15 protein-coding genes are annotated in these 19,880 nt (G+C 64.2%); 12 read left to right on the top strand and 3 right to left on the bottom strand.

The genetic code is table 11. From position 1 onward, the window contains the following. Positions 1–50: 50 nt before the first annotated feature. Genes ACP8ML_RS05970 through ACP8ML_RS05980 form a run of 3 tightly spaced genes read right to left on the bottom strand, consistent with a single transcriptional unit; the run spans position 51 to position 5,771 of the window. Positions 51–746, bottom strand: coding sequence for a DUF998 domain-containing protein (locus ACP8ML_RS05970; protein ID WP_429830885.1), 696 nt, complete (start codon positions 744–746; stop codon positions 51–53). After that, positions 740–1,303: a GNAT family N-acetyltransferase gene (locus tag ACP8ML_RS05975; RefSeq protein ID WP_065672872.1), complete on the bottom strand. Its 564-nt coding sequence runs from the start codon at positions 1,301–1,303 to the stop codon at positions 740–742. Before ACP8ML_RS05975 ends, ACP8ML_RS05970 begins: the two co-directional genes overlap by 7 nt. Before the next feature lie 34 nt (positions 1,304–1,337). After that, positions 1,338–5,771, bottom strand: a complete 4,434-nt coding sequence (locus tag ACP8ML_RS05980) for an acyl-CoA dehydratase activase-related protein (RefSeq protein WP_117189057.1) — start codon at positions 5,769–5,771, stop codon at positions 1,338–1,340. Positions 5,772–5,856: 85 nt separating this feature from the next. Here ACP8ML_RS05980 and ACP8ML_RS05985 point away from each other — a divergent pair, with 85 nt between their 5' ends. The 12 genes from ACP8ML_RS05985 (at position 5,857) to ACP8ML_RS06040 (ending at position 19,720) form a co-directional block, all read left to right on the top strand. Continuing rightward, positions 5,857–6,510 (top strand): TetR/AcrR family transcriptional regulator, encoded by a 654-nt coding sequence (locus tag ACP8ML_RS05985; RefSeq protein WP_486703058.1) that lies wholly within the window; start codon positions 5,857–5,859, stop codon positions 6,508–6,510. Between the two features lie 123 nt (positions 6,511–6,633). Then, positions 6,634–7,704 (top strand): hypothetical protein, encoded by a 1,071-nt coding sequence (locus ACP8ML_RS05990; protein WP_065672755.1) that lies wholly within the window; start codon positions 6,634–6,636, stop codon positions 7,702–7,704. Between the two features lie 180 nt (positions 7,705–7,884). Next, positions 7,885–9,708 carry an aspartate--tRNA ligase gene (gene aspS / locus ACP8ML_RS05995; protein WP_117189059.1) on the top strand — a complete coding sequence of 608 codons (1,824 nt, stop codon included), beginning with the start codon at positions 7,885–7,887 and terminating at the stop codon, positions 9,706–9,708. 107 nt (positions 9,709–9,815) lie between these two features. After that, positions 9,816–11,207: a replication-associated recombination protein A gene (locus tag ACP8ML_RS06000; RefSeq protein WP_117189061.1), complete on the top strand. Its 1,392-nt coding sequence runs from the start codon at positions 9,816–9,818 to the stop codon at positions 11,205–11,207. Further along, on the top strand, positions 11,204–11,665 hold the full coding sequence (locus ACP8ML_RS06005; protein ID WP_117189063.1) for a DUF948 domain-containing protein: 462 nt from the start codon (positions 11,204–11,206) through the stop codon (positions 11,663–11,665). Before ACP8ML_RS06000 ends, ACP8ML_RS06005 begins: the two co-directional genes overlap by 4 nt. 170 nt (positions 11,666–11,835) lie before the next feature. Then, the gene (gene alaS / locus ACP8ML_RS06010; RefSeq protein ID WP_117189065.1) at positions 11,836–14,514 is read left to right on the top strand and encodes an alanine--tRNA ligase; all 2,679 of its coding nucleotides are present in this window, start codon (positions 11,836–11,838) and stop codon (positions 14,512–14,514) included. 35 nt (positions 14,515–14,549) lie between these two features. Beyond that, entirely contained in the window at positions 14,550–14,993 is a 444-nt protein-coding gene (gene ruvX, locus ACP8ML_RS06015) for a Holliday junction resolvase RuvX (RefSeq protein WP_171048567.1), read from the top strand. Next, positions 14,990–16,099 carry an endolytic transglycosylase MltG gene (gene mltG, locus ACP8ML_RS06020; RefSeq protein ID WP_065672760.1) on the top strand — a complete coding sequence of 370 codons (1,110 nt, stop codon included), beginning with the start codon at positions 14,990–14,992 and terminating at the stop codon, positions 16,097–16,099. Before ruvX ends, mltG begins: the two co-directional genes overlap by 4 nt. Before the next feature lie 16 nt (positions 16,100–16,115). Next, entirely contained in the window at positions 16,116–16,922 is an 807-nt protein-coding gene (locus ACP8ML_RS06025) for a shikimate dehydrogenase (RefSeq protein ID WP_117189069.1), read from the top strand. A gap of 13 nt (positions 16,923–16,935) precedes the next feature. After that, positions 16,936–18,132 carry a chorismate synthase gene (gene aroC / locus ACP8ML_RS06030; protein ID WP_117189071.1) on the top strand — a complete coding sequence of 399 codons (1,197 nt, stop codon included), beginning with the start codon at positions 16,936–16,938 and terminating at the stop codon, positions 18,130–18,132. After that, the gene (locus ACP8ML_RS06035) at positions 18,129–18,644 is read left to right on the top strand and encodes a shikimate kinase (protein ID WP_117189073.1); all 516 of its coding nucleotides are present in this window, start codon (positions 18,129–18,131) and stop codon (positions 18,642–18,644) included. The genes aroC and ACP8ML_RS06035 overlap by 4 nt, the downstream gene beginning before the upstream one ends. Then, on the top strand, positions 18,641–19,720 hold the full coding sequence (locus ACP8ML_RS06040) for a 3-dehydroquinate synthase family protein (protein WP_117189075.1): 1,080 nt from the start codon (positions 18,641–18,643) through the stop codon (positions 19,718–19,720). Before ACP8ML_RS06035 ends, ACP8ML_RS06040 begins: the two co-directional genes overlap by 4 nt. Positions 19,721–19,880: the final 160 nt, after the last annotated feature.

Here is a 19,880-nt window from a genome sequence, read left to right on the forward strand (position 1 = left end):
CCTACGAGGAACAGGGCTCCCGGTAACCTCCGGGAGCCCTCCTTCACACCTCAGCAGGTAACTGGGCGTCGCTGAGCACGGGAGGTGATGATGTCGTCGGCGGCCAACGTCAGCCACCACAGGGTGCCCAGGGACAAACTGAAACGCTGCCAGATCCCGGTGTAATCCATCGGGGTGCCATCGAACCAGTCCATGGCCCCGATGCCGTTGAGCAGGGTGAACACGATCCACGCCCATGCCACCACCAGACCGAAGGTGCGGAACCTCGTCATGGTGGAGTTGAGCAACAAGATCGGGAGGGCAAAACCGACGACGACGATCGTCGAGGTCCCGACGTGGACGAGGTGGCTCGGGCTGACGTGACCGGCCTCCTCGGCAGCCAGACAGGCCGTGGAACGGGTAGGGGAGCAGTCCATCGTCACCAAGGCGTCAAGAACACTGAAAAGTCCGCCAGCCACGAATCCAATGCCCGACCACCCCTGGCGGCCAAGGGGACGACGGCCAACCCAGGCAAGAGTGGCCAGGCCTGCCAGACACAGGGAGGCCCCCATGATGACGTCGGTGGTCTGGAAGAGGTAACGCCACGGCTGGTCACGGGCGGAGTACTCCGATACGAAGGCATGCAGCTGGCTCATCGCGGGGTTGAGAACGCCTGCGAATGCCCAGGTCAGGGAGGCCAGTGACGCGAAGATGAGGAAGGTCGCGCGCCACCGTCGACACGTCGCTTCACGATGAGGATTCAGCACTGACGGCCTTCCCACTCGCTGCGCAGTATGCCGTGATAGATCTGGTCACGGATCGTTGACCCGCTAAGGCAGGAGGCTCGACGCAGACCCTCGGTCACCATACCGGCCTTCTCCATGACTCGTCCCGAGGCGACATTGGCCGGGTCGTGGCTGGCCTCCACCTTGTTGGCCTGTGCTACGGCGAAGAGATAACCTGTCACTGCGACCAGCGCTTCGGTGCAGTACCCCCTGCCCCACCAGCGCCGTCCGACGACATAGCCGACATTGACCAGGCCGACGCTGAGATCCTGTTCGACGACCGAGGTCTGCCCGATGAGGGTCTCATCCTCGATCAGCTCAATGCCCCAGTTGAAGGTTCCTGGATCATCGTAGGAATCGACCCAGGCACCGACGACGGCCCGGCTCACATCCACGCTGGAATGGGTGGGCCACCTGAGGAACTGTGTGACCTCCGGGTCACTGGCCCAGTTGTCATATACCTGCTGGGCATCGCCGACGGTCAACCGGCGAAGTACTAGGCGATCCGTCTGTAGCCGACGGGTGCCAGTCAATTCCATGCCGGTGACGATATCACCGGTTCCCAAAGGCCAATTACACGTGCAGTGACAGCTCCATCACAGGGGTTCCGTTGAGGTCTGGGCGTGATGCCGTCTGGGGTGAGGTCGGGATCTCCTCGTCCGACTCCGGCCGTACGGCCTCGTTGGCGTCGAGCTCTTCCGAGTCGTTGCGATCGCGCGCGGTGGCAGCCATCAGCTTGATGCGGTTGAGCTGGTTGACCTGGGAGGCACCGGGGTCGTAGTCCACCGACACCACATTGGCATGCGGGAACTGACGGCGGATCTCTCGGAAGATACCGCGACCGGTGACGTGGTTCGGCAGGCAGGCGAACGGCTGGACGACGGCGATGTTCGGCACGCCCTCGCGGATCATGTCGACCATCTCACCGACGAGGTACCACCCCTCGCCAGCCTGGTTGCCGAGCTGGACGATGCGTTGGGCGTCCTCCATCAGCTCTGTGATCGGGGTCGGGACCTCGAACCGGGTCGACTTCCTCAGCGCCGTGGTCACCGGCTTCTGATACTGCATCAGTAGACCACGGAAGGCCTTCTTGAGGTGACGGCTCCACTTGTCAGTACCGAAGGTCTTGTAGTTGTAGTCGCCCGCTGACAAACAGTTGTAGACGAACCACATCAGACCTGGCAGGACGGCCTCGCAGTCCTCAGACTCGATGGTGTCGACAATGTGATTGTTGGCGTCCGGGTGGAACTGCACCAAGATCTCGCCGAGGACACCGACGCGAGGTTTGCGCGGGCCATCGACGAGTTCGAGGTGCTCGAAGCCGTCGACGACGCCGTTGATGATCGCCTTGTAGGAGGTGCGCCGTCCCCAGGTCTTGGAATGTCCGCCATCCAGGAAGTGCTCCCTGGCGATGGTCGTCCAGTGGTGCATGAGCTCGTCAGCTGAACCCGGAACCGCCTCGTAAGGTCGGGTACGCAAGTGGACCTTTTGCAGCAGGTCCCCGATCGTGATGGCCTGAACCATGCGGTGAATCAGGGGAGCGGTGAGGGAGAAGCCCGGGTTGTCCTCGACACCCTGCAGGGAAGCTGCGATGACCGGGATGCTTCCGAATCCGGCATCCTTGAGGGCCTTGCGCAGCAGACCAATGTAGTTGGTGGCACGGCACATGCCACCGGTCTGGGTGAGGAAGAGGGTGGTGTGGTCCAAGTCGTATTTGCCCGACTTCAATGCCGAGACGAGCTGACCAATGACGACGATGGCGGGGAAACAGGCATCGTTGTTGACCACCGACAGGCCGAAGTCGATGTTCTCCCTGGAAGCTTGCTCCAACACCTCGACGTTGTAACCGGAGGCGCGCAGAGCTGCCTCCGCGACCGAGGTCTGGTACGGGGCGAGCTGGGGCACCAGGATGGTGTGGGTCGCCTTCATGTCCTTGGTGAAGGGGACCCGGTCGTCGGAAAGCGGATGGGTCACCAGCTTGCGATCGTGGCCGGTGCGTTCCTTCGCCGCGGCCTGCAGGGAGCGCATCCGAATACGGGCTGCACCCAGGTTCGATACCTCGTCAATCTTGAGAGTGGTGTAGATGCGGTCACGCGCTGCCAGGATCTCGCGCACCTGGTCGGTGGTGATGGCGTCCAGTCCGCAACCGAAGGAGTTGAGCTGGACGAGCTCGAGATCGGGGCGGGAGCCCACGAAGGCGGCTGCCTGGTAGAGGCGGGAGTGGAACATCCACTGGTCACGCACACGCAGCGGACGCTCTAGCAGGTCAGACCCAAGATGGGCCACGGAGTCCTCGGTGAGGACCGCCATGCCCAGGGAATTCACCATCTCGGGAATGCCGTGGTGAATCTCGGGATCGACGTGATAGGGGCGTCCTGCCAGCACGATGCCGGGAACGTTGTGCTCAGCCATGTAGGCCAAGGCGTCCTCGCCCATCTTGCGGACGTCGTCATGAAAGGCCCTGTCCTCCTCGAGCCCCTCGGTAACGGCTTGACGGGCCTCCTCGACGGTCACCCCGTCCTCGGCGAAGATCTCCGCCAGTCGTTCGGCGAGCTTGTCTGGGTTGGCCAGGGAGAGGAAGGGAGAGATGAGCTCGACGTCCTTCTCGCGCAGGCTCTCCACGTTGGCACGGATGACCTCGGGGTAGGAGGCGACGACTGGGCAGTTGAAATGTGCGTCGGCGTCGGTCACGCTGACCTGTTCGAAACGGATGCAGGGGTCGAAGATTCGCTTGACACCGCGCTTCACGAGATCTTCCACGTGACCGTTGTTGAGTTTGGCGGGGTAGCAGATGTTCTCGCTGGCGATGGACTCCATGCCCTTCTCGAACAGGGCGTGGGAGGAGCGCCCCGAGATCATGACGCGATAGCCCAAGGCCGAGAGGGTCGTGAACCAGAACGGGTAGTTCTCGTACATGTTGAGGGCGCGAGGCAGACCCAGGTCCCCGCGGAAGGCCTTCTTGACGGTGAGTCGTCGGTAGCTGAAGAGCCTCTTGTACTTGGCCTCGAAGACGTTGGGCAGTTCGGACTTCGGCAGCTTGGCCATCGTGCGGTTGTTGACCTCGGCGCCGCGGTCACAGCGGTTGCCGGAGACGAAGACGCGTCCGTCCGAGAAGGTGGCGATGGTGCGCTGGCAGTGGTTCTGGCACAGGGTGCAGTCGTCGCGGTGGGTCTCGACGGCGAACCCGTCCAGTTCGGCGCGATTTCGCAGACCGTCAGAGGTGGTGGGCTCGCCCGCATGGAAGCGGGCACGGGCCGTTAGCGCGGCACCGTAAGCACCCATGAGTCCGGCCTCGGCAGGACGGACGACCTCGCGGCCGGTGAGTTTCTCGAAGGCTCGCAGCACGGCATTGTTGAGGAAGGTGCCGCCCTGGACGACGACCTTGTCACCCAACTGGGACGGATCGGTAAGCTTGATGACCTTGTACAGGGCGTTGCGGACCACGGAGTAGGACAGTCCGGCAGCGATGTCGGCGGGGGAGGCCCCTTCCTTCTGGGCCTGCTTGACCGAGGAGTTCATGAAGACGGTGCAGCGGCTGCCCAGGTCGACGGGATGCTGGGCCATCAGGCTCATGTCGGCGAAGGACTGGATGTCAGTGTCCATCCCGGCGGCGAAGGTCTGGAGGAAGGATCCACATCCCGACGAGCAGGCCTCATTGACGGAGATGGAGTCAATGACCTGGTCGACGACGCGCAGGTACTTCATGTCCTGGCCGCCGATGTCGATGATGGCGGTGACTCCGGGAAGCAGGTGATCAGCAGCCCGGTAGTGGGCCATCGTCTCGACCTCACCGTCCTCGGCGCCCAGGGCAGCCTTGACGAGCCCCTCGCCGTAACCGGTGGTACAGGTACGGGCGATGGTCGCCTCTGCGGGCATGGTGTCGTAGAGATCGGTGAGGATCTGCACTGCTGCGCTCACCGGGTCGCCCTCGTTGGAGGCGTAATGGGAGGCGACGATGTTGAGGGACTCGTCAAGCAGTACCGACTTGATCGTCGTCGAACCGGCGTCGATACCGAGGAAGAGGTTGCCGCGAGCATCATGCAGTGGCAGATGGGGGAGTTTGGCCTGGGAGTGACGCTTGGTGAACTCGGTCAGTTCCTCTTCATTCCTGAACAGTGGCGGCATCGACTGGGAGATGCCGTTCTGGGTGCGGGCGTGACGGGAACGCTCAGCGGTCTCGGAGAGGTCCACCGGCTCCGAGGCAGACGTCAGGGCAGCCCCCATGGCCACGTAGAGCTGGGCGCGCTCCGGTGTGATGTATTCGTCGACCTTGCCCTCAAGAACTCGCGCGAAGGCGTCTCGTAGGGCCGGCATGAAGTGTAACGGACCACCGAGGAAGATGACCTTGCCGCGGATCGGACGTCCACAGGCCAGGCCGGCGATGCACTGGGTGGCGACGGCCTGCATGACCGACGCCGCGAGGTCCTCGTGACGCGCACCCTCGTTGATGAGGGGCTGGAGGTCAGACTTGGCGAACACACCGCAGCGCGACGCGATGGGGTGGATGGTGTGGGCACGCGATGCCAGGTCGTTGAGGCCAGCGGCGTCGGTGTGGAGCAGGGTGGCCATCTGGTCGATGAAGGCACCCGTTCCGCCGGCACACGAACCATTCATGCGCTGCTCGGGGACCGGCTTGAGGTAAGTGATCTTGGCATCCTCGCCGCCGAGCTCCAGGAGGACGTCGGCGTCCGGGTTCCAGTGCTGGACGGCCGCGGTCTCGGCCATGACCTCCTGGATGAATGTGAGGCCCAGGGCCTCGGCGGTTCCCAGACCTGCTGATCCGGTGACGGCTGCGCGCACCTTGGCGCCGGGGAGGGCCTTGGCGGCGTCGCCGAGCAGTGACGCTATGGCGCCGGTGATGTCGGCATGGTGGCGTCTGTAGTCCTCGAAGAGAATGTTCTCGTCGGGGTCGAGGACGACGGCCTTGATCGTCGTCGATCCGACGTCAAGCCCCATTCGGAGATCCTGGTCGGCCAGAGGGATCGCATTGCCATGATGTGCGTCCATGCCCCCATTTCATCACCGTGGAAATCACTTCGCAGCCACCGGGGTCCCCTTTTCCGGAAGATTTTTTGGGGAGTACGGTCGTGGCATGTCTGTCCGGAGTCAGTCACAGCGCACTCGAGCGCCCCGCCGTGGTCCTCGTGGCGAGGCCGGGGCAGCGCGAGCATCGATTCTGGCAGCTGCCAGGGCTCTCTTCCTGGCGGGAGATTTTCAGTCGGTGAGTCTGCGGGCCGTTGCCCGGGAAGCTGGGGTGGACACCTCATTGGTGAGCTACTACTTCGGATCCAAGCAGGCTCTCTACAACGAGGCGATGTCCCTGCCGAACAGACCACACCGGATCATTGCTGACGTCTGTTCTGGCACAGAGCCGGATCACCTGGGCGAGGCACTGGTCAAGGCCTTCATCGATGCCTGGGACGGGCATCTCGGCCTGGGCGGACCGGATCCGCAGATGCAGGGGGTGGTTCAGGCGCTCCTCACCCAGCCTGGCGCCTTCGACATGGTGAGCGAGTTCTACACCGATCAGATCCTGGCCCCCGTCGTCGAGCTCTTGGTGCCCCGGTTCGGGGAGGAGGAGGCAGGAATCCGGGCCTCGCTGGGGCTCTCGCAGTTGTTGGGAATCTTCACGGCCCGTTATGTCGTCGGGCTGCGATCCCTGGCAGATCTCTCCGCTTCGGAACTCATTGCTCGAGAGGCTCCGACCTTGCAGAAGACCCTGACGGGTTCGGTTCCCAGGGGATGACACATCCTTTTAGCCCTCAGGGCGTTCAGTTCGCCCACCGGAGTGCCACGTCCGGCGATAGGGTGATACCCATGAACTTGGCGCACGGTCGCGCCTCCGCCCACGGATAACGGGAGATGACCAATGACCATCGCAATCAAGATGGGTTTCCTCGATGGTGACCCCATCGTTGACGACCAGGGTCGACTTGTCGGACGAGGAGGCGGAACCGCGCTGGTTGAGCGACTCCTCAAGATGTACCCGGGAGCCGTCGTCGTCGACCACGAGGATCGGCAGTGTGACGGTTTCGAGGCCAAGACGCTGTCCAGCCTTGACCCGCTGGAGACCCTCGTCATCAACCTCGACGTCATCGACTCGGTCGGCGTCTTCCAGACGATGCACCGTGAGGGTGCTGAGCCGAAGATCCTCAACCTGCAGTGGCTGCCCCCGTCCCACTACCACCACAAGGTGAACTTCGCGGCCATGGGCCTGGCCTACGCCCTCTTCCCGACCCTGTGCTCCGGTGAGCGCACCGCCGGCGAGGTGACCGAGCTGGTTCGTCGCTGGACGATCTCCCCGCTGGCCCACCAGGCTCGGATCGCCTGGGTTCAGCCTGGTATCCGTGACGATCTCGTCCGCGAGCACGTCGATCCCGAGGTGCCGACCGTCCTCTACCCGGCCATTCACCTCACCGACAACAAGCAGCCGAAGGTCTTCCTCGACGTCATGAATCGCGTCGCCTCCGAGATGGACGTGCGCATGGAGGTTCGCCTGAGCCAGCGCGATCTCGCCAGCGTCATGGCCATGAAGATGTCCTCGCCCAAGTGGGCCTCGGTCGGCCCACTGTTCGGTCAGCGCGAGGAATACTGGGAGGCCCTGGCGCGTATGACGGCATTCCTCGCCACTGCGAAGAATGAGGCCTACGGCTTCGAGTATCTCGAGGCCCTGGTCGCTGGCGCGATCGGTGTCTTCCCGGATGCTGCTTGGGCCCGCAAGACCGTTCCTGAGGACTACCCGTACTTCTACCGCACCACCGACGAGGCGGTATCGATGCTGAAGGACGTGTTGCGCGATCCCGAGACGGCCCGAAACGCCATCAATGACGCTGCCGGCGGCTCTCTGCGCGAGTGGATCCTCGCCAATAACGAGCGTTCCGGTGGTAACGAGGCCATCCGCAAGCAGATCGAGGAGTGGTTCCCCGAGATCGAGGCCTGATCCTTGGTCGAGACATGATTGAGCGCCGTGACGGTCGACCGTCACGGCGCTCAATCATGTCTCGACGTGGGGCATGCCCCACGGGCAGTGTGTCCCGGATGACGGCTGAGGTGGCCGCCGGTATGCTGGCTCGCGGCCCGTACCGTCTATACGTGGCCTGCGACAACGGAAGGATGAAACGTGCTGCGAACCCATGACGCCGGAAGCCTGCGAGCCAGCGACATCGGCAAGGAGGTGACTCTCGCCGGATGGGTTGGGCACCGACGCGACCATGGCGGCGTTGCCTTCATCGATCTTCGCGACGCATCCGGTCTGGCCCAGGTCGTCATCCGTGACGAGATCTTGGAGTCCTCTGGCGCCCATGATCTGCGCAACGAGTACTGCATCAAGGTGACTGGTGTCGTCGAGGCTCGTCCGGAGGGCAATGCCAACCCGAACCTTCCCACCGGCGAAATCGAGGTCGCCATCTCCGAGCTCGAGGTTCTCAACCCCTCGGTCCCGCTGCCCTTCCAGATCGACGAGCACGTCACCGTCGGTGAGGACGCCCGTCTCAAGTACCGCTACCTGGACCTGCGGCGTCCACGTCAGCACGAGGCGCTGGTGCTGCGCTCCAAGGTGACTCACGCCATTCGTGAGGTTCTCGACCGTCATAACTTCTATGACATCGAGACCCCGACCCTGACCCGTTCCACTCCTGAGGGTGCCCGTGACTTCCTGGTGCCGGCCCGCCTTGCCCCCGGGTGCTGGTACGCCCTGCCGCAGAGCCCCCAGCTGTTCAAGCAGCTGCTCATGGTGTCGGGCATGGAGCGCTACTACCAGATCGCACGTTGCTACCGCGACGAGGACTTCCGAGCTGACCGTCAGCCCGAGTTCACCCAGCTCGACGTCGAGATGAGCTTCGTCGACCAGGATGACGTCATCTCCCTGGCGGAGGAGACCATGGCGGCCTGCTGGAAGATCATTGGCGTCGACATGCCGACCCCGTTGCCGCGCATCACCTGGCACGAGGCGATGGACCGTTACGGCTCCGACAAGCCTGATCTTCGTTTCGGCAACGAGATCACCGAGGTCACTGACTTCTTCGCTAACACCCCGTTCCGCGTCTTCCAGGCTCCCTACGTGGGCGCCGTCGTCATGCCTGGTGGAGCCTCGCTACCGCGTCGCCAGTTCGACGCTTGGCAGGAGTGGGCTCGTACCCGAGGCGCCAAGGGCCTGGCCTACATCACCATCTCCGACGAGGGTGTGCCTGGCGGTCCGGTCGCCAAGAACATCTCGGAGGAGGAGAAGGCTGGTATCGCCGAGAAGGTCGGTGCCAGGCCCGGTGACGCCATCTTCTTCGCCGCTGGACCGAAGACCTCCTCCCAGGAGCTGCTCGGTGCGGCCCGTCTGGAGATCGGTCGTCGTTGTGAACTCTTCGATCCCTCCGACTGGGCCTTCTGCTGGGTGGTCGACGCCCCGCTGTTCAAGCCGACCAAGGAGGCCGAGGCCTCTGGCGACGTCGCGGTCGGCGGCGGTGCCTGGACTGCTGTCCACCACGCTTTCACCAGCCCGACCCCTGAGTGCATGGACACCTTCGATACCGATCCGGGTTCGGCCCTCGCCTACGCCTACGACTTCGTCGTCAATGGCAATGAGGTCGGCGGTGGATCCATCCGTATCCATCGTCGTGATGTCCAGGAGCGCGTCTTCAACGTCATGGGCATTGGTCCGGAGGAGGCCCAGGAGAAGTTCGGCTTCCTCCTCGACGCCTTCAAGTTCGGTGCTCCGCCGCATGGTGGCATCGCCTTCGGCCTGGACCGTCTGGTCATGCTGCTCGGCAGCTTCGAGACCATCCGGGACGTCATCGCCTTCCCGAAGACCGGCAACGGCTATGACCCGTTGACGGCCGCTCCGGCTCCCATCACCCCGGCTCAGCGTCGTGAGGCTGGGGTGGACGCCAAGCCGAAGAAGAAGGCCGAGTCCCCCGAGGGGCAGAAGGACGACGCAGAGAAGTCCAAGAAGTGACGATTCCGAGCTGACGACGGGCGGCGACTGATGCGTACGGTCGTCGCCCGTTCCTCATGTCGAGCGTCGTTGGACGTCGGGGTGTCGCAGCGCGGCGATATGGTGCCATGGTGAGTGAGGATCTCTTCGGCAACGTCGGGCCGGCACAGCCCGACGCGACCAGTGGCGGGTCCCTGGACACTCCCAACCCTGACGCGCCACTGGCCGTTCGACTGCGCCCCCGCACGATTGACGAGATCGTCGGTCAGCAACACCTGTTGACCCCCGGGTCGCCGTTGCGTCGGCTGGCTGAGGGCACCGGGGCCATGAGCGTCTTCCTGTGGGGCCCTCCGGGGGTCGGCAAGACGACGATTGCCTCTGTGGTGTCCCACGCCACGAACCGACGATTCGTGGAGATCTCGGCCGTGACCGCCGGAGTCAAGGATGTCCGACGGGAACTCGACACCGCTCGTCGTCAGCTGGCGCTGGGAAAGCCGACCGTCCTCTTCGTCGACGAGGTGCACCGGTTCTCCAAGGCCCAGCAGGACGTGCTCCTGCCCGCAGTCGAGAACCGGACCGTGACCCTCATCGCCGCCACCACGGAGAATCCATCCTTCTCGGTCATCTCCCCGCTGCTGTCCCGATCCCTGCTGCTGACCCTGAAACCCCTCACCGAGGCTGACGTCTCCTCCCTCATCGACCGTGCACTGAGTGATCCGCGCGGTCTGCGCACCGAGTCGGACGGGCTCTACGCCCTTGACGACGATGCCCGAGCCGACCTGTTGCAGCTGGCGGGGGGAGACGCCCGACGAGCCCTGACCTATCTCGAGGAGGCCGCCGCCGGAGCGAGCACGGCTGGAACTGACATCATCACCAGTCAGATCGTCTCGACGGCTGTGGATCGCGCTGCGGTGCGGTACGACCGTGACGGTGATCAGCACTACGACGTCATCAGTGCCTTCATCAAGTCGGTACGTGGTTCGGACGTCGACGCAGCCTTGCACTATCTGGCCCGGATGATCGAGGCGGGGGAGGATCCCCGGTTCATCGGCCGCCGTCTGGTGATCTTGGCCAGCGAGGACATCGGCATGGCCGCCCCGAGCGTGCTGCAAACCTGTGTCGCCGCAGCCCAGGCCGTTCAACTCATCGGTATGCCCGAGGCCCGCCTCAACCTGGCCCAGGCGACCATTGCAGCGGCCACCGCCCCGAAGTCCAACGCGGTCATCACCGCCATCGACGGGGCACTGGCCGACGTCCGCGCCGGTAAGGGAGGAGAGGTGCCTGCCCATTTGCGGGACGCGCACTATTCATCCGCCCACGACCTCGGTCACGGGGTCGGATACCGTTACGCTCACAACTTTCCGCACGGGGTGGCCGAACAGCAGTATCTTCCTGACGACATCGCCTCGACGCGGTATTACCACCCGACCGACCACGGCAATGAGGCTGCCATCTCACAACGTCTGAGCCAGATACGGATGCTGCTCGGACGAGATACCACCGAGGAGAACAAGTCATGACCCTGGGCCAGATCGCCGGACTCATCGCTGCCCTCGCGGCGGTGGTGCTCGTCGCGCTGTGTGCCGTTCCCCTGCTGAAACTTGGTGGCGTCCTGGATGAGGTGCGCAGGACGGTCCGCGACGTGGATGAGTCGACGGTGCCGATCTTGGAAGAACTCAAGGGAACGGTCGTCATCACCAATGGTGAGATCTCGAAGCTTGACCAGGTCATCGAGGACATTCACACCATTTCCGAACACGGCACCGTCGTCACCGGTCAGGCTGCTGAACTCGCTCAAACCTTCACCCAGACGGTCGGGACGCCGATGGTGAAGGCCGCTGCTTTTGGTGAGGGAGTGCGACGCACGATTCGTCGTCCCAGGCGTCGCAATCATCCCTCCCAGGTCGAGACCGAGGCAGCTCCCGCCGAGGTGAGTCATGGTGCGTCAGCGGCTGAGAACCTCGACGACGAGAACTGATCCACAATCGGATCACCCTCGCTCCACGATTCCTCAGCTCGACATTTTCCGAGGCGCGCTGAGATGTGGCCTACCGCGCGTCCGGGTAGGGTTGGGACCCGGTATGTCCTGAAAATTTGTCAGGATTTCCCACAGGCCACAATCAGCGACCACGTCAAGAAGGACCAGGCATGAGAACAGCGGAGATCGGACAGCGCTTCGTCGACTTCTTCGAGAACAAGGGTCACGCAGTGGTGCCGAGCGCCTCGCTGTTGTACAACGACCCCACGCTGCTGTTCGTCAATGCCGGCATGGTGCCGTTCAAGCCCTACCTCATGGGCACCGAGCCTTCCCCGTGGAAACGCGCCACCAGCATCCAGAAGTGCGTCCGTACCCTCGATATCGACGAGGTCGGCAAGACCACCCGCCACGGCACCTTCTTCCAGATGCTGGGCAACTTCTCCTTCGGTGACTACTTCAAGAATGAGGCCATCCAGTACGCCTGGGAGCTCGTCGCCAAGCCTGCCGACCAAGGTGGATTCGGCTTTGACCCGGCCAGCATCTGGGTGACGGTCCTCGGCCCGGGATTCCATCCGGACTACCCCGAGGGCGACATCGAGGCGCGCGAGGCCTGGCGAGCCGTCGGGGTGCCCGATGAGCACATCCAGGGCCGTTCCCTTAAGGACAACTACTGGCACATGGGCGTCCCCGGTCCGGGCGGCCCGTGCTCCGAGATCTACATCGACCGTGGTCCGGCTTACGGCCCCGACGGAGGTCCGCAGGCCGATGAGGATCGTTACCTCGAGATCTGGAACCTCGTGTTCGAGACCGAGGATCTGTCCGCGGTTCGCGCCAAGGAAGACTTCGACATCGCCGGCCCGCTGCGCAGCCTCAACATTGACACCGGCGCTGGTCTGGAGCGCATCGCGTACCTGCTCCAGGGCGTCGACAACATGTACGAGATTGACCAGGTCTTCCCCGTCATCGAGAAGGCTTCGGAGATGTCGGGCAGGCGTTATGGCGCCAACCATGACGACGACGTCCGGCTGCGCGTGGTTGCCGACCACGTCCGTTCCGGCCTCATGCTCATGACCGACGGCGTCACCCCCGGCAACGAGGCTCGTGGATATGTGCTTCGTCGTCTGCTGCGTCGCGTCGTCCGTGCCATGCGTCTGCTCGGTGTGGAGGATCCGGTGCTACCTGAGCTGCTGCCGGTCTCCCGTGACCTCATGTCTGCTTCCTTCCCGGACGTCCTCGCTCAGTGGGATCGAGTCATCGGGGCCGCCACTGCCGAGGAGGAGACCTTCCGTCGTACCCTCAGCGCCGGTACCGCGATGCTCGACGCCGCGGTGGCAGACACCAGGGCTGCGGGCTCCAAGACCCTGTCTGGCGATAAGGCCTTCCAGCTGCACGACACCTACGGTTTCCCGATTGACCTCACCCTTGAGATGGCGGCCGAACAGGGCCTGCAGGTTGACCGTGACAAGTTCACCGCCCTGATGGCCGAGCAGCGCGCCCGTGCCAAGGCAGACTCCAAGGCCAAGAAGGGCCTGCTCACCGACCCGGAGGCCTACTCCCAGGTGCGCGCCCTCGGCGAGACTCCCTTCCTCGGCTACACGGATCTGACCGTCGATACCACCGTCACTGGCATTATCGCCAACGGTGCCTCCGTCACGGTTGCCGAGTCCGGATCAGTCGTCGAGGTCGTGCTCGCCGAGACCCCGTTCTACGCCGAGATGGGTGGCCAGGACTCCGACTCCGGCATCATCCGCGCCAATGGCTTCGATCTCGAGGTCCTGGACGTCCAGCGCCCGGTTCCCGGCCTCATCGTCCACAAGGTACGTCTCGACGGAGACCTCGCTGTCGGTGACAAGGTGACCGGGCAGGTCAACCCGACCACCCGTTTTGGAGCTTGCCAGGCCCACACCGCCACCCACGTCATCCACGCAGCCCTGCGCGAGCTGGTCGGGCCGTCGGCCACCCAGGCCGGCTCCTACAACAAGCCCGGCTACCTGCGTTTCGACTTCTCGGCCACCAAGGGACTCTCGGAATCCCTCAAGGAGGAGATCGAGGAGCGCTGCAACGTCGCCATCCACGACGACTTCGAGGTCACCGACACCCAGATGCCTCTTGAGGATGCCAAGGCCATGGGAGCGATGGCCATGTTCGGCGAGAAGTACCCGCCGATCGTGCGCGTCGTCGAACTGGCCGGCCCGTGGTCCCGCGAGTTGTGCGGTGGCACTCACGTCGCCTCCACCGGTCGTATCGGCATGCTGAGCCTGCTGAGCGAACAATCGGTCGGTTCAGGGACTCGCCGCGTCGAGGCGCTGGTCTCCACCGATGCCTTCCGCCACATGGCTGCCGAGCGTGCCCTGGTCAACGAGCTCACCGGCATCCTCAAGGTGCAGCCTGACCAGCTGGCCGACCGCGTCTCCAAGCTCGCTGCCGACCTCAAGGACGCTGAGCACAAGCTGGCCGCCGCCCGCACCCGCGAACTCATGGGGCAGGTTGACGACATCGTCGCCGGTGCCACCCCGGCCGGGTCCTTTGACCTCATCGCGGCCAGGGTGCCTGGTGTTCTTGGCAACGACCTGCGCACCCTGGCCTCCGAGGTCCGGGTCCGCGTCAAGGATCGCCCGGCGGTCGTCACCCTCATCGGAGGTACAGACGACAAGCCCGCCATGATCGTCGCGACGACTGAGTCCGCTCGCGCCGCCGGAGCCAGGGCTGGTGCCCTCATTAAGGCCGGCACGGGGCCGATCGGTGGCCGCGGTGGCGGCAAGGATGACATGGCTCAGGGGGCCGGCAGCGATGCTTCTGGTATCGACGCCGCACTTCGTGCCATCAACGCCGAGTTGGCTGCGCTGTGAACTCCGAGGAGCGCCCCGATACCTCCCTGCGCGGTGTGAGGATCGCTGTCGACTGGGGGAAGGCCCGGATCGGTGTGGCCGCGAGTGACCGTGATGCCATCCTTGCCTTCCCGGTAGAAACGGTGCAGACCGCGAATCGTCCGGTACAGCGCCTGGCCGAGATTGTCGCCGAGTATGAGCCCGTCGAGGTCATCATGGGCCTCCCGGTGGCCCTCGACGGCACCGAGAAGATCGCCGCGCGGGATGTCCGGCAGGCCGGACATCAGCTTGCCGAGGCCATCAGTCCGATTCCGGTGCGCTGGGTCGATGAAAGGATGACGACACGTACGGCCGCTCGTGCTCTCCACGATGCCGGGCGAGACGCGCGCAAACAGCGTGGCGTTATTGATCAGGTGGCTGCGGTGGCCATACTGGAGCACGTGTTGGAGCAAGTCCGGTCGGCCCGATCGGCGACGACGACAGGAGGGACGGATTCGTGAACGGACCGTTCGACGAACAAGATGACCCCAAGGCGGAGTTCTGGTACAAGTTTCGCAGTGCTGTGGCGGTCATCTTGTCCTTGGCGGTTCTCGTTGGTGGGTGCGTCTTCGTCGGTGTCAAGACTTATGACGCCTACATCTCGTACAAGTCGGCCGACGACTACCTCGGAGACGGTGAGAAGGACGTCCTGGTGCGTGTGCCCTCGGGCGCGTCGGTGAGCGAGGTCGGATCGATCCTGCTCGACAACGACGTCATCAAGTCGACGAAGGCCTACAACAAGGCCATTCGCGAGTCGGAGTCTGACGTCACGATCCAGGCCGGCCAGTACAAGCTCAAGACCCACATGAGCGCGGCGAAGGCTGTCTCCATCCTGGGCAACCCGGACAACATCCAGCGCACTCGCGTCACCCTTCCCGAGGGACTGACAACCGAGGAACAGTTCGCCATCATGGCCAAGGGCACCACCATGCCCGTCGACAGTTTCAAGGTCGCGTACAAGCAGACCAAGAAGCTTGGCCTGCCGGTGTGGGCCAAGGACCGTCCGGAGGGTTTCCTCTTCCCCGACACCTACGAGGTGGGTTCCAACCCGACGCCGCTGGAGATTCTGCAGATGCAGGCGAACCAGTTCGTCAAACAGGTGAACACCATGAACTTCATGGGTCAGGCCCAGGCCATCAAGCGCAGTCCCTATGATGCCCTCATCGTCGCCTCCATCCTGGAGAAGGAGGCCAGGAACCCCAAGGACATGAGGATGGTCGCCGGCATCATCTACAACCGTCTCAACCAGGGTATGAAGGTGGAATCGGATGCGACGGTGCTGTACGCCAACCATGCCGACGGAAAGCTGACGACGACCGACGAGCAGCGTGCCAAGGATTCTCCTTACAACACCTACCTGCACAATGGCCTCCCGCCGACTCCCATCAACAATCCTGGTACGGCGTCGATGGAGGCGGCCGTGACCCCGATCAAGAGCGACTACCTGTACTGGGTCGTCACGGATCCCGACAAGGGGACGACGGCCTATGCCAAGACCTTGGCCGATCACGAGAAGAATGTGAAGAAGTTCCAGGCGTGGTGCCAGGACCACAAGGGCAAGTGCTGATCGGGAGGAGTTGACGATGCGGTGCGCGGTCGTTGGTCATCCAGTGGCTCATTCCGTGTCGCCGGCAATCCATCGGGCCGCATATCGGGTTCTCGGACTGGACTGGTCCTACGACGCCATTGACGTCGAGCCCGGTGGACTGCGCACCTTTGTCGATGAGCTAGACGAGTCGTGGCGCGGCTTGTCGGTGACGATGCCCCACAAGGTTGATCTCAGTGAGTTGGGGGAGACCGACGAGACCGTCGAACTGCTCGGAGCGGCGAACACCTGGGTACGTCGTGACGGGAGAACCATCGTCCGTAACACCGACGTGACCGGCGCCGGGGCTGCGCTTCGGTCTCGGGGCGTCACCGGGGTTGAGAAGGTCGTCATGCTCGGGGCGGGGGCGACGGCACGGTCAGTTCTTGCCGCTGCCGTCCAATTGGGGGCAGACGAGGTCATCATCATGTCGCGCTCTCGCGATCGGTCGACCGAGATCCTTGAGCTTGCCAACCGTCTCGGGATCCGCGTCGCCTGGTTGCCCTTCGAGTCCGAGCCGTCGCGTTGTGACCTCATGGTCTCGACGGTTCCGGCCGGGTCTGTCATGGACCGGGCTGAGGACCTCGCTGCCCATGCTGACGCCGTCTTCGACGTCATCTACGACCCGTGGCCGACGCCGCTGACGGTGGCTGGGGAGAACGCCGGCATCACGGTTATCGATGGCCTCGACCTGCTTGCCGGACAGGCCGTCGACCAGATTCGTCTCATGACGGGCCATGACGTTCCCATGGATATCTTGAGGTCCACAGCGCAGAACGCTCTGGCTGAGCGCGCACGCCTTTGAGAGACTGGGCTCCATGTTGCGTTACCTCACTGCCGGGGAGTCCCACGGCGCTGCCCTTGTCGCGACGATGGAGGGCATCCCGGCCCATGTCCGCGTCGGGGCCGACGAGATTTCAGAGGAGTTGCGACGTCGTCGCCTCGGGGTGGGGCGAGGGGCCCGGATGTCCTTCGAAGCCGATGAGTTGGAGCTGATCGCGGGACTCCGTCACGGGGAGACCCTCGGCGATCCCATCGCGATCCGGATCGGTAACTCCGAATGGGATAAGTGGCGTACCGTCATGGCCCCCGGACCGGTATCCCCCGAGGAGCTGGCCGGTCAGGCTCGTGGAGCTGCTCTGACCCGTCCCCGTCCGGGACACGCTGACCTCGCGGGTATGCAGAAGTACGACTTTGATGAGGCCCGGCCGATCCTGGAACGCGCATCGGCCCGTGAAACCGCTGCGCGAGTGGCCCTGGGAGCAATTGCCAAGGCCTTCCTCAAACAGGCCCTCGACGTCGATGTGTTGTCCCATGTCGTGTCCCTCGGGCCTATCGAGTGTCCTGAGGATGTGCGGCCGGAACCGGCGGATCTGGCCCGTATTGACGCTGATCCGGTGCGTTGTACTGACCCGGCCACGAGCGAGCGGATGGTTGCTGAGGTGGAGGCGTGCCGCAAGGAGGGCGACACCATGGGTGGTGTCGTCGAGGTGTTGGCATATGGCCTGCCTGCCGGGTTGGGATCCCACAGCCAGGGGGACCGACGACTCGATGCGCGTCTCGCCGGAGCACTCATGGGGATCCAGGCCATCAAGGGCGTCGAACTGGGGGACGGCTTTGAGCTGGCCCGTCGTCGCGGCTCTCAGGCCCATGACTGGATGGAGCCGACCGAGGCGGGTATCCACCGCATGAGTGATCGTGCGGGCGGTACCGAGGGCGGCATGTCCACCGGCCAGGTGTTGCGGGTGAGGGCGGCCATGAAGCCCATCGCAACTGTTCCCCGCGCCCTGCCGACGATCGACACCACCACGGGTGAGGCCGCCACGGCCCATCATCAGCGTTCCGACGTCTGCGCGGTCCCGGCGGCAGGTGTCGTGGCCGAGGCCATGGTTGCCCTGGTGCTGGCCGAGTGCGCCCTGGACAAGTTCGGCGGAGACTCGGTGGCCGAGACCCGCCGTAACGCTCAGGCCTACCTGGGTCGCCTGGCCGAACGCGGTCTGGTGGTGGCCCCGTGAGTGTCATCGTCCTCATCGGTGCTCCAGGGTCCGGCAAGTCGACGGTGGGGCCGCTCTTGGCTGAGCGCCTGGAGGAGGAGTTCGTCGACGTCGATGCTCTCATCGAGCAGGTCGAGGGGCGCGACATCCCGGAGATCTTCCTCGTCGAGGGAGAGCCGTACTTCCGCCAGGTGGAGAGGCGGGAGACCCTCGCTGCGATCGAACGCGGCGGGGTGGTTTCCCTCGGTGGGGGAGCGCCGGTCGACATCGAGGTCGGTAAGGCCTTGGACCAGGTGTGCGTCGTCTGGCTGGACGTCTCGGCTCGTACCGCGGCTGACCGGGTGGGGCTGAAGGACACCGGCCGACCACTGTTGGGAGGCCAAGTGCACTCGCAATTGGTGCGGCTCATGACGGATAGGCGAGCGGTGTACGAGCGCCCGGCAACTATCCGAGTGGCCACCGACAAACTGACCCCTGACCAGGTCGTCGAGGCGATCATGAGTGAGCTGGCCGACCTGGAGGGGAAGTCATGAGCCGTGTCGAGGTACCAACGGCGCAGCCCTACCAGGTGCGGATTGGCCCCGGCGCGGTGACGGAACTGCCCACTCTGGTGGCAGGACGCAGGGTCGCCGTGGTGTGTCCCCAGCCACTCGTGGACCGCGTCGGGCGACTTGGAATTCACGATCCGGTCGTCATCGAGGTGCCGGACGCCGAGGCCGCCAAGTCACCTGATGTGCTGGCCCGCGGTTGGCAGGGCCTTGCCGAGGCTGGCATGACTCGCGGCGACGTCATCGTCGGTCTCGGTGGGGGAGCCGCCACGGATCTCGCCGGGTTCCTGGCGGCGACCTGGATGCGTGGGGTCGACGTCATTCAGGTCCCGACGACGGTGCTTGCCATGGCCGACGCCGCGATCGGCGGCAAGACTGGTATCAACATCCCGGCCGGAAAGAACCTTGTCGGGGCCTTCCACGAGCCGAAAGCGGTGCTGTGCGACACCGACCTGTTGACGACCCTGAATGCCCGTGAGGTGCGATCGGGCATGGCGGAGATCGTCAAGTGTGGGTTCATCGATGACCCGGTGATCCTGGATCTTGTTGAGGGACAGGACGTTCTAGACGTCACCTCGAAGGCCTTCGTTGAGGTGCTGACCAGAGCAGTCACTGTCAAAGCGGCCGTTGTCAGTGGAGATCTGCATGAACGGACGTCATCGAGTGGCCACGTTGGCCGCGAGAGATTGAATTATGGGCACACCCTGGCTCACGCCGTCGAGGCCCACACGCACTTCACCTGGCGCCACGGTGAAGCGGACGCCGTTGGGATGGTCTTCGCTGCTGAGTTGTCTCGGCGGTACCTGGGACTGTCTGACGAGGTGGTGTCTCGTACCCGGGCCATCCTGCTGGGAATCGGACTGCCCATCACCTTCGACGAGGTCGAGTGGGCGGATCTGCGCGGGACAATGGACCTCGACAAGAAGACCCGGTTCGATCCTGAGACCGGTCGGCGGGTCCTGAGGCTCGTCGGCATCAGCAAGCCCGGCGACGTCGCGATGATCGTCGATCCCGACGAGGACGTGCTGGTCGAGTGCTACCGGAGCCTGCAGCCTGCCTGACATCGACAGTTGCTGCCGGGCCCCGGCCCACGGCTGTTGAGGTTGTCCTCACATCACGAGCCTGCGCGCTCTCATGTGGAGATCCCGGTTGTGAGAGTCGAGGCAACGCCCAACGATTCCCTTGGTCCGTGCTGTGAATGGGCCTTTACCAGGACTCTCT

It is taken from the genome of Cutibacterium sp. LaCa_255 (assembly GCF_057458005.1).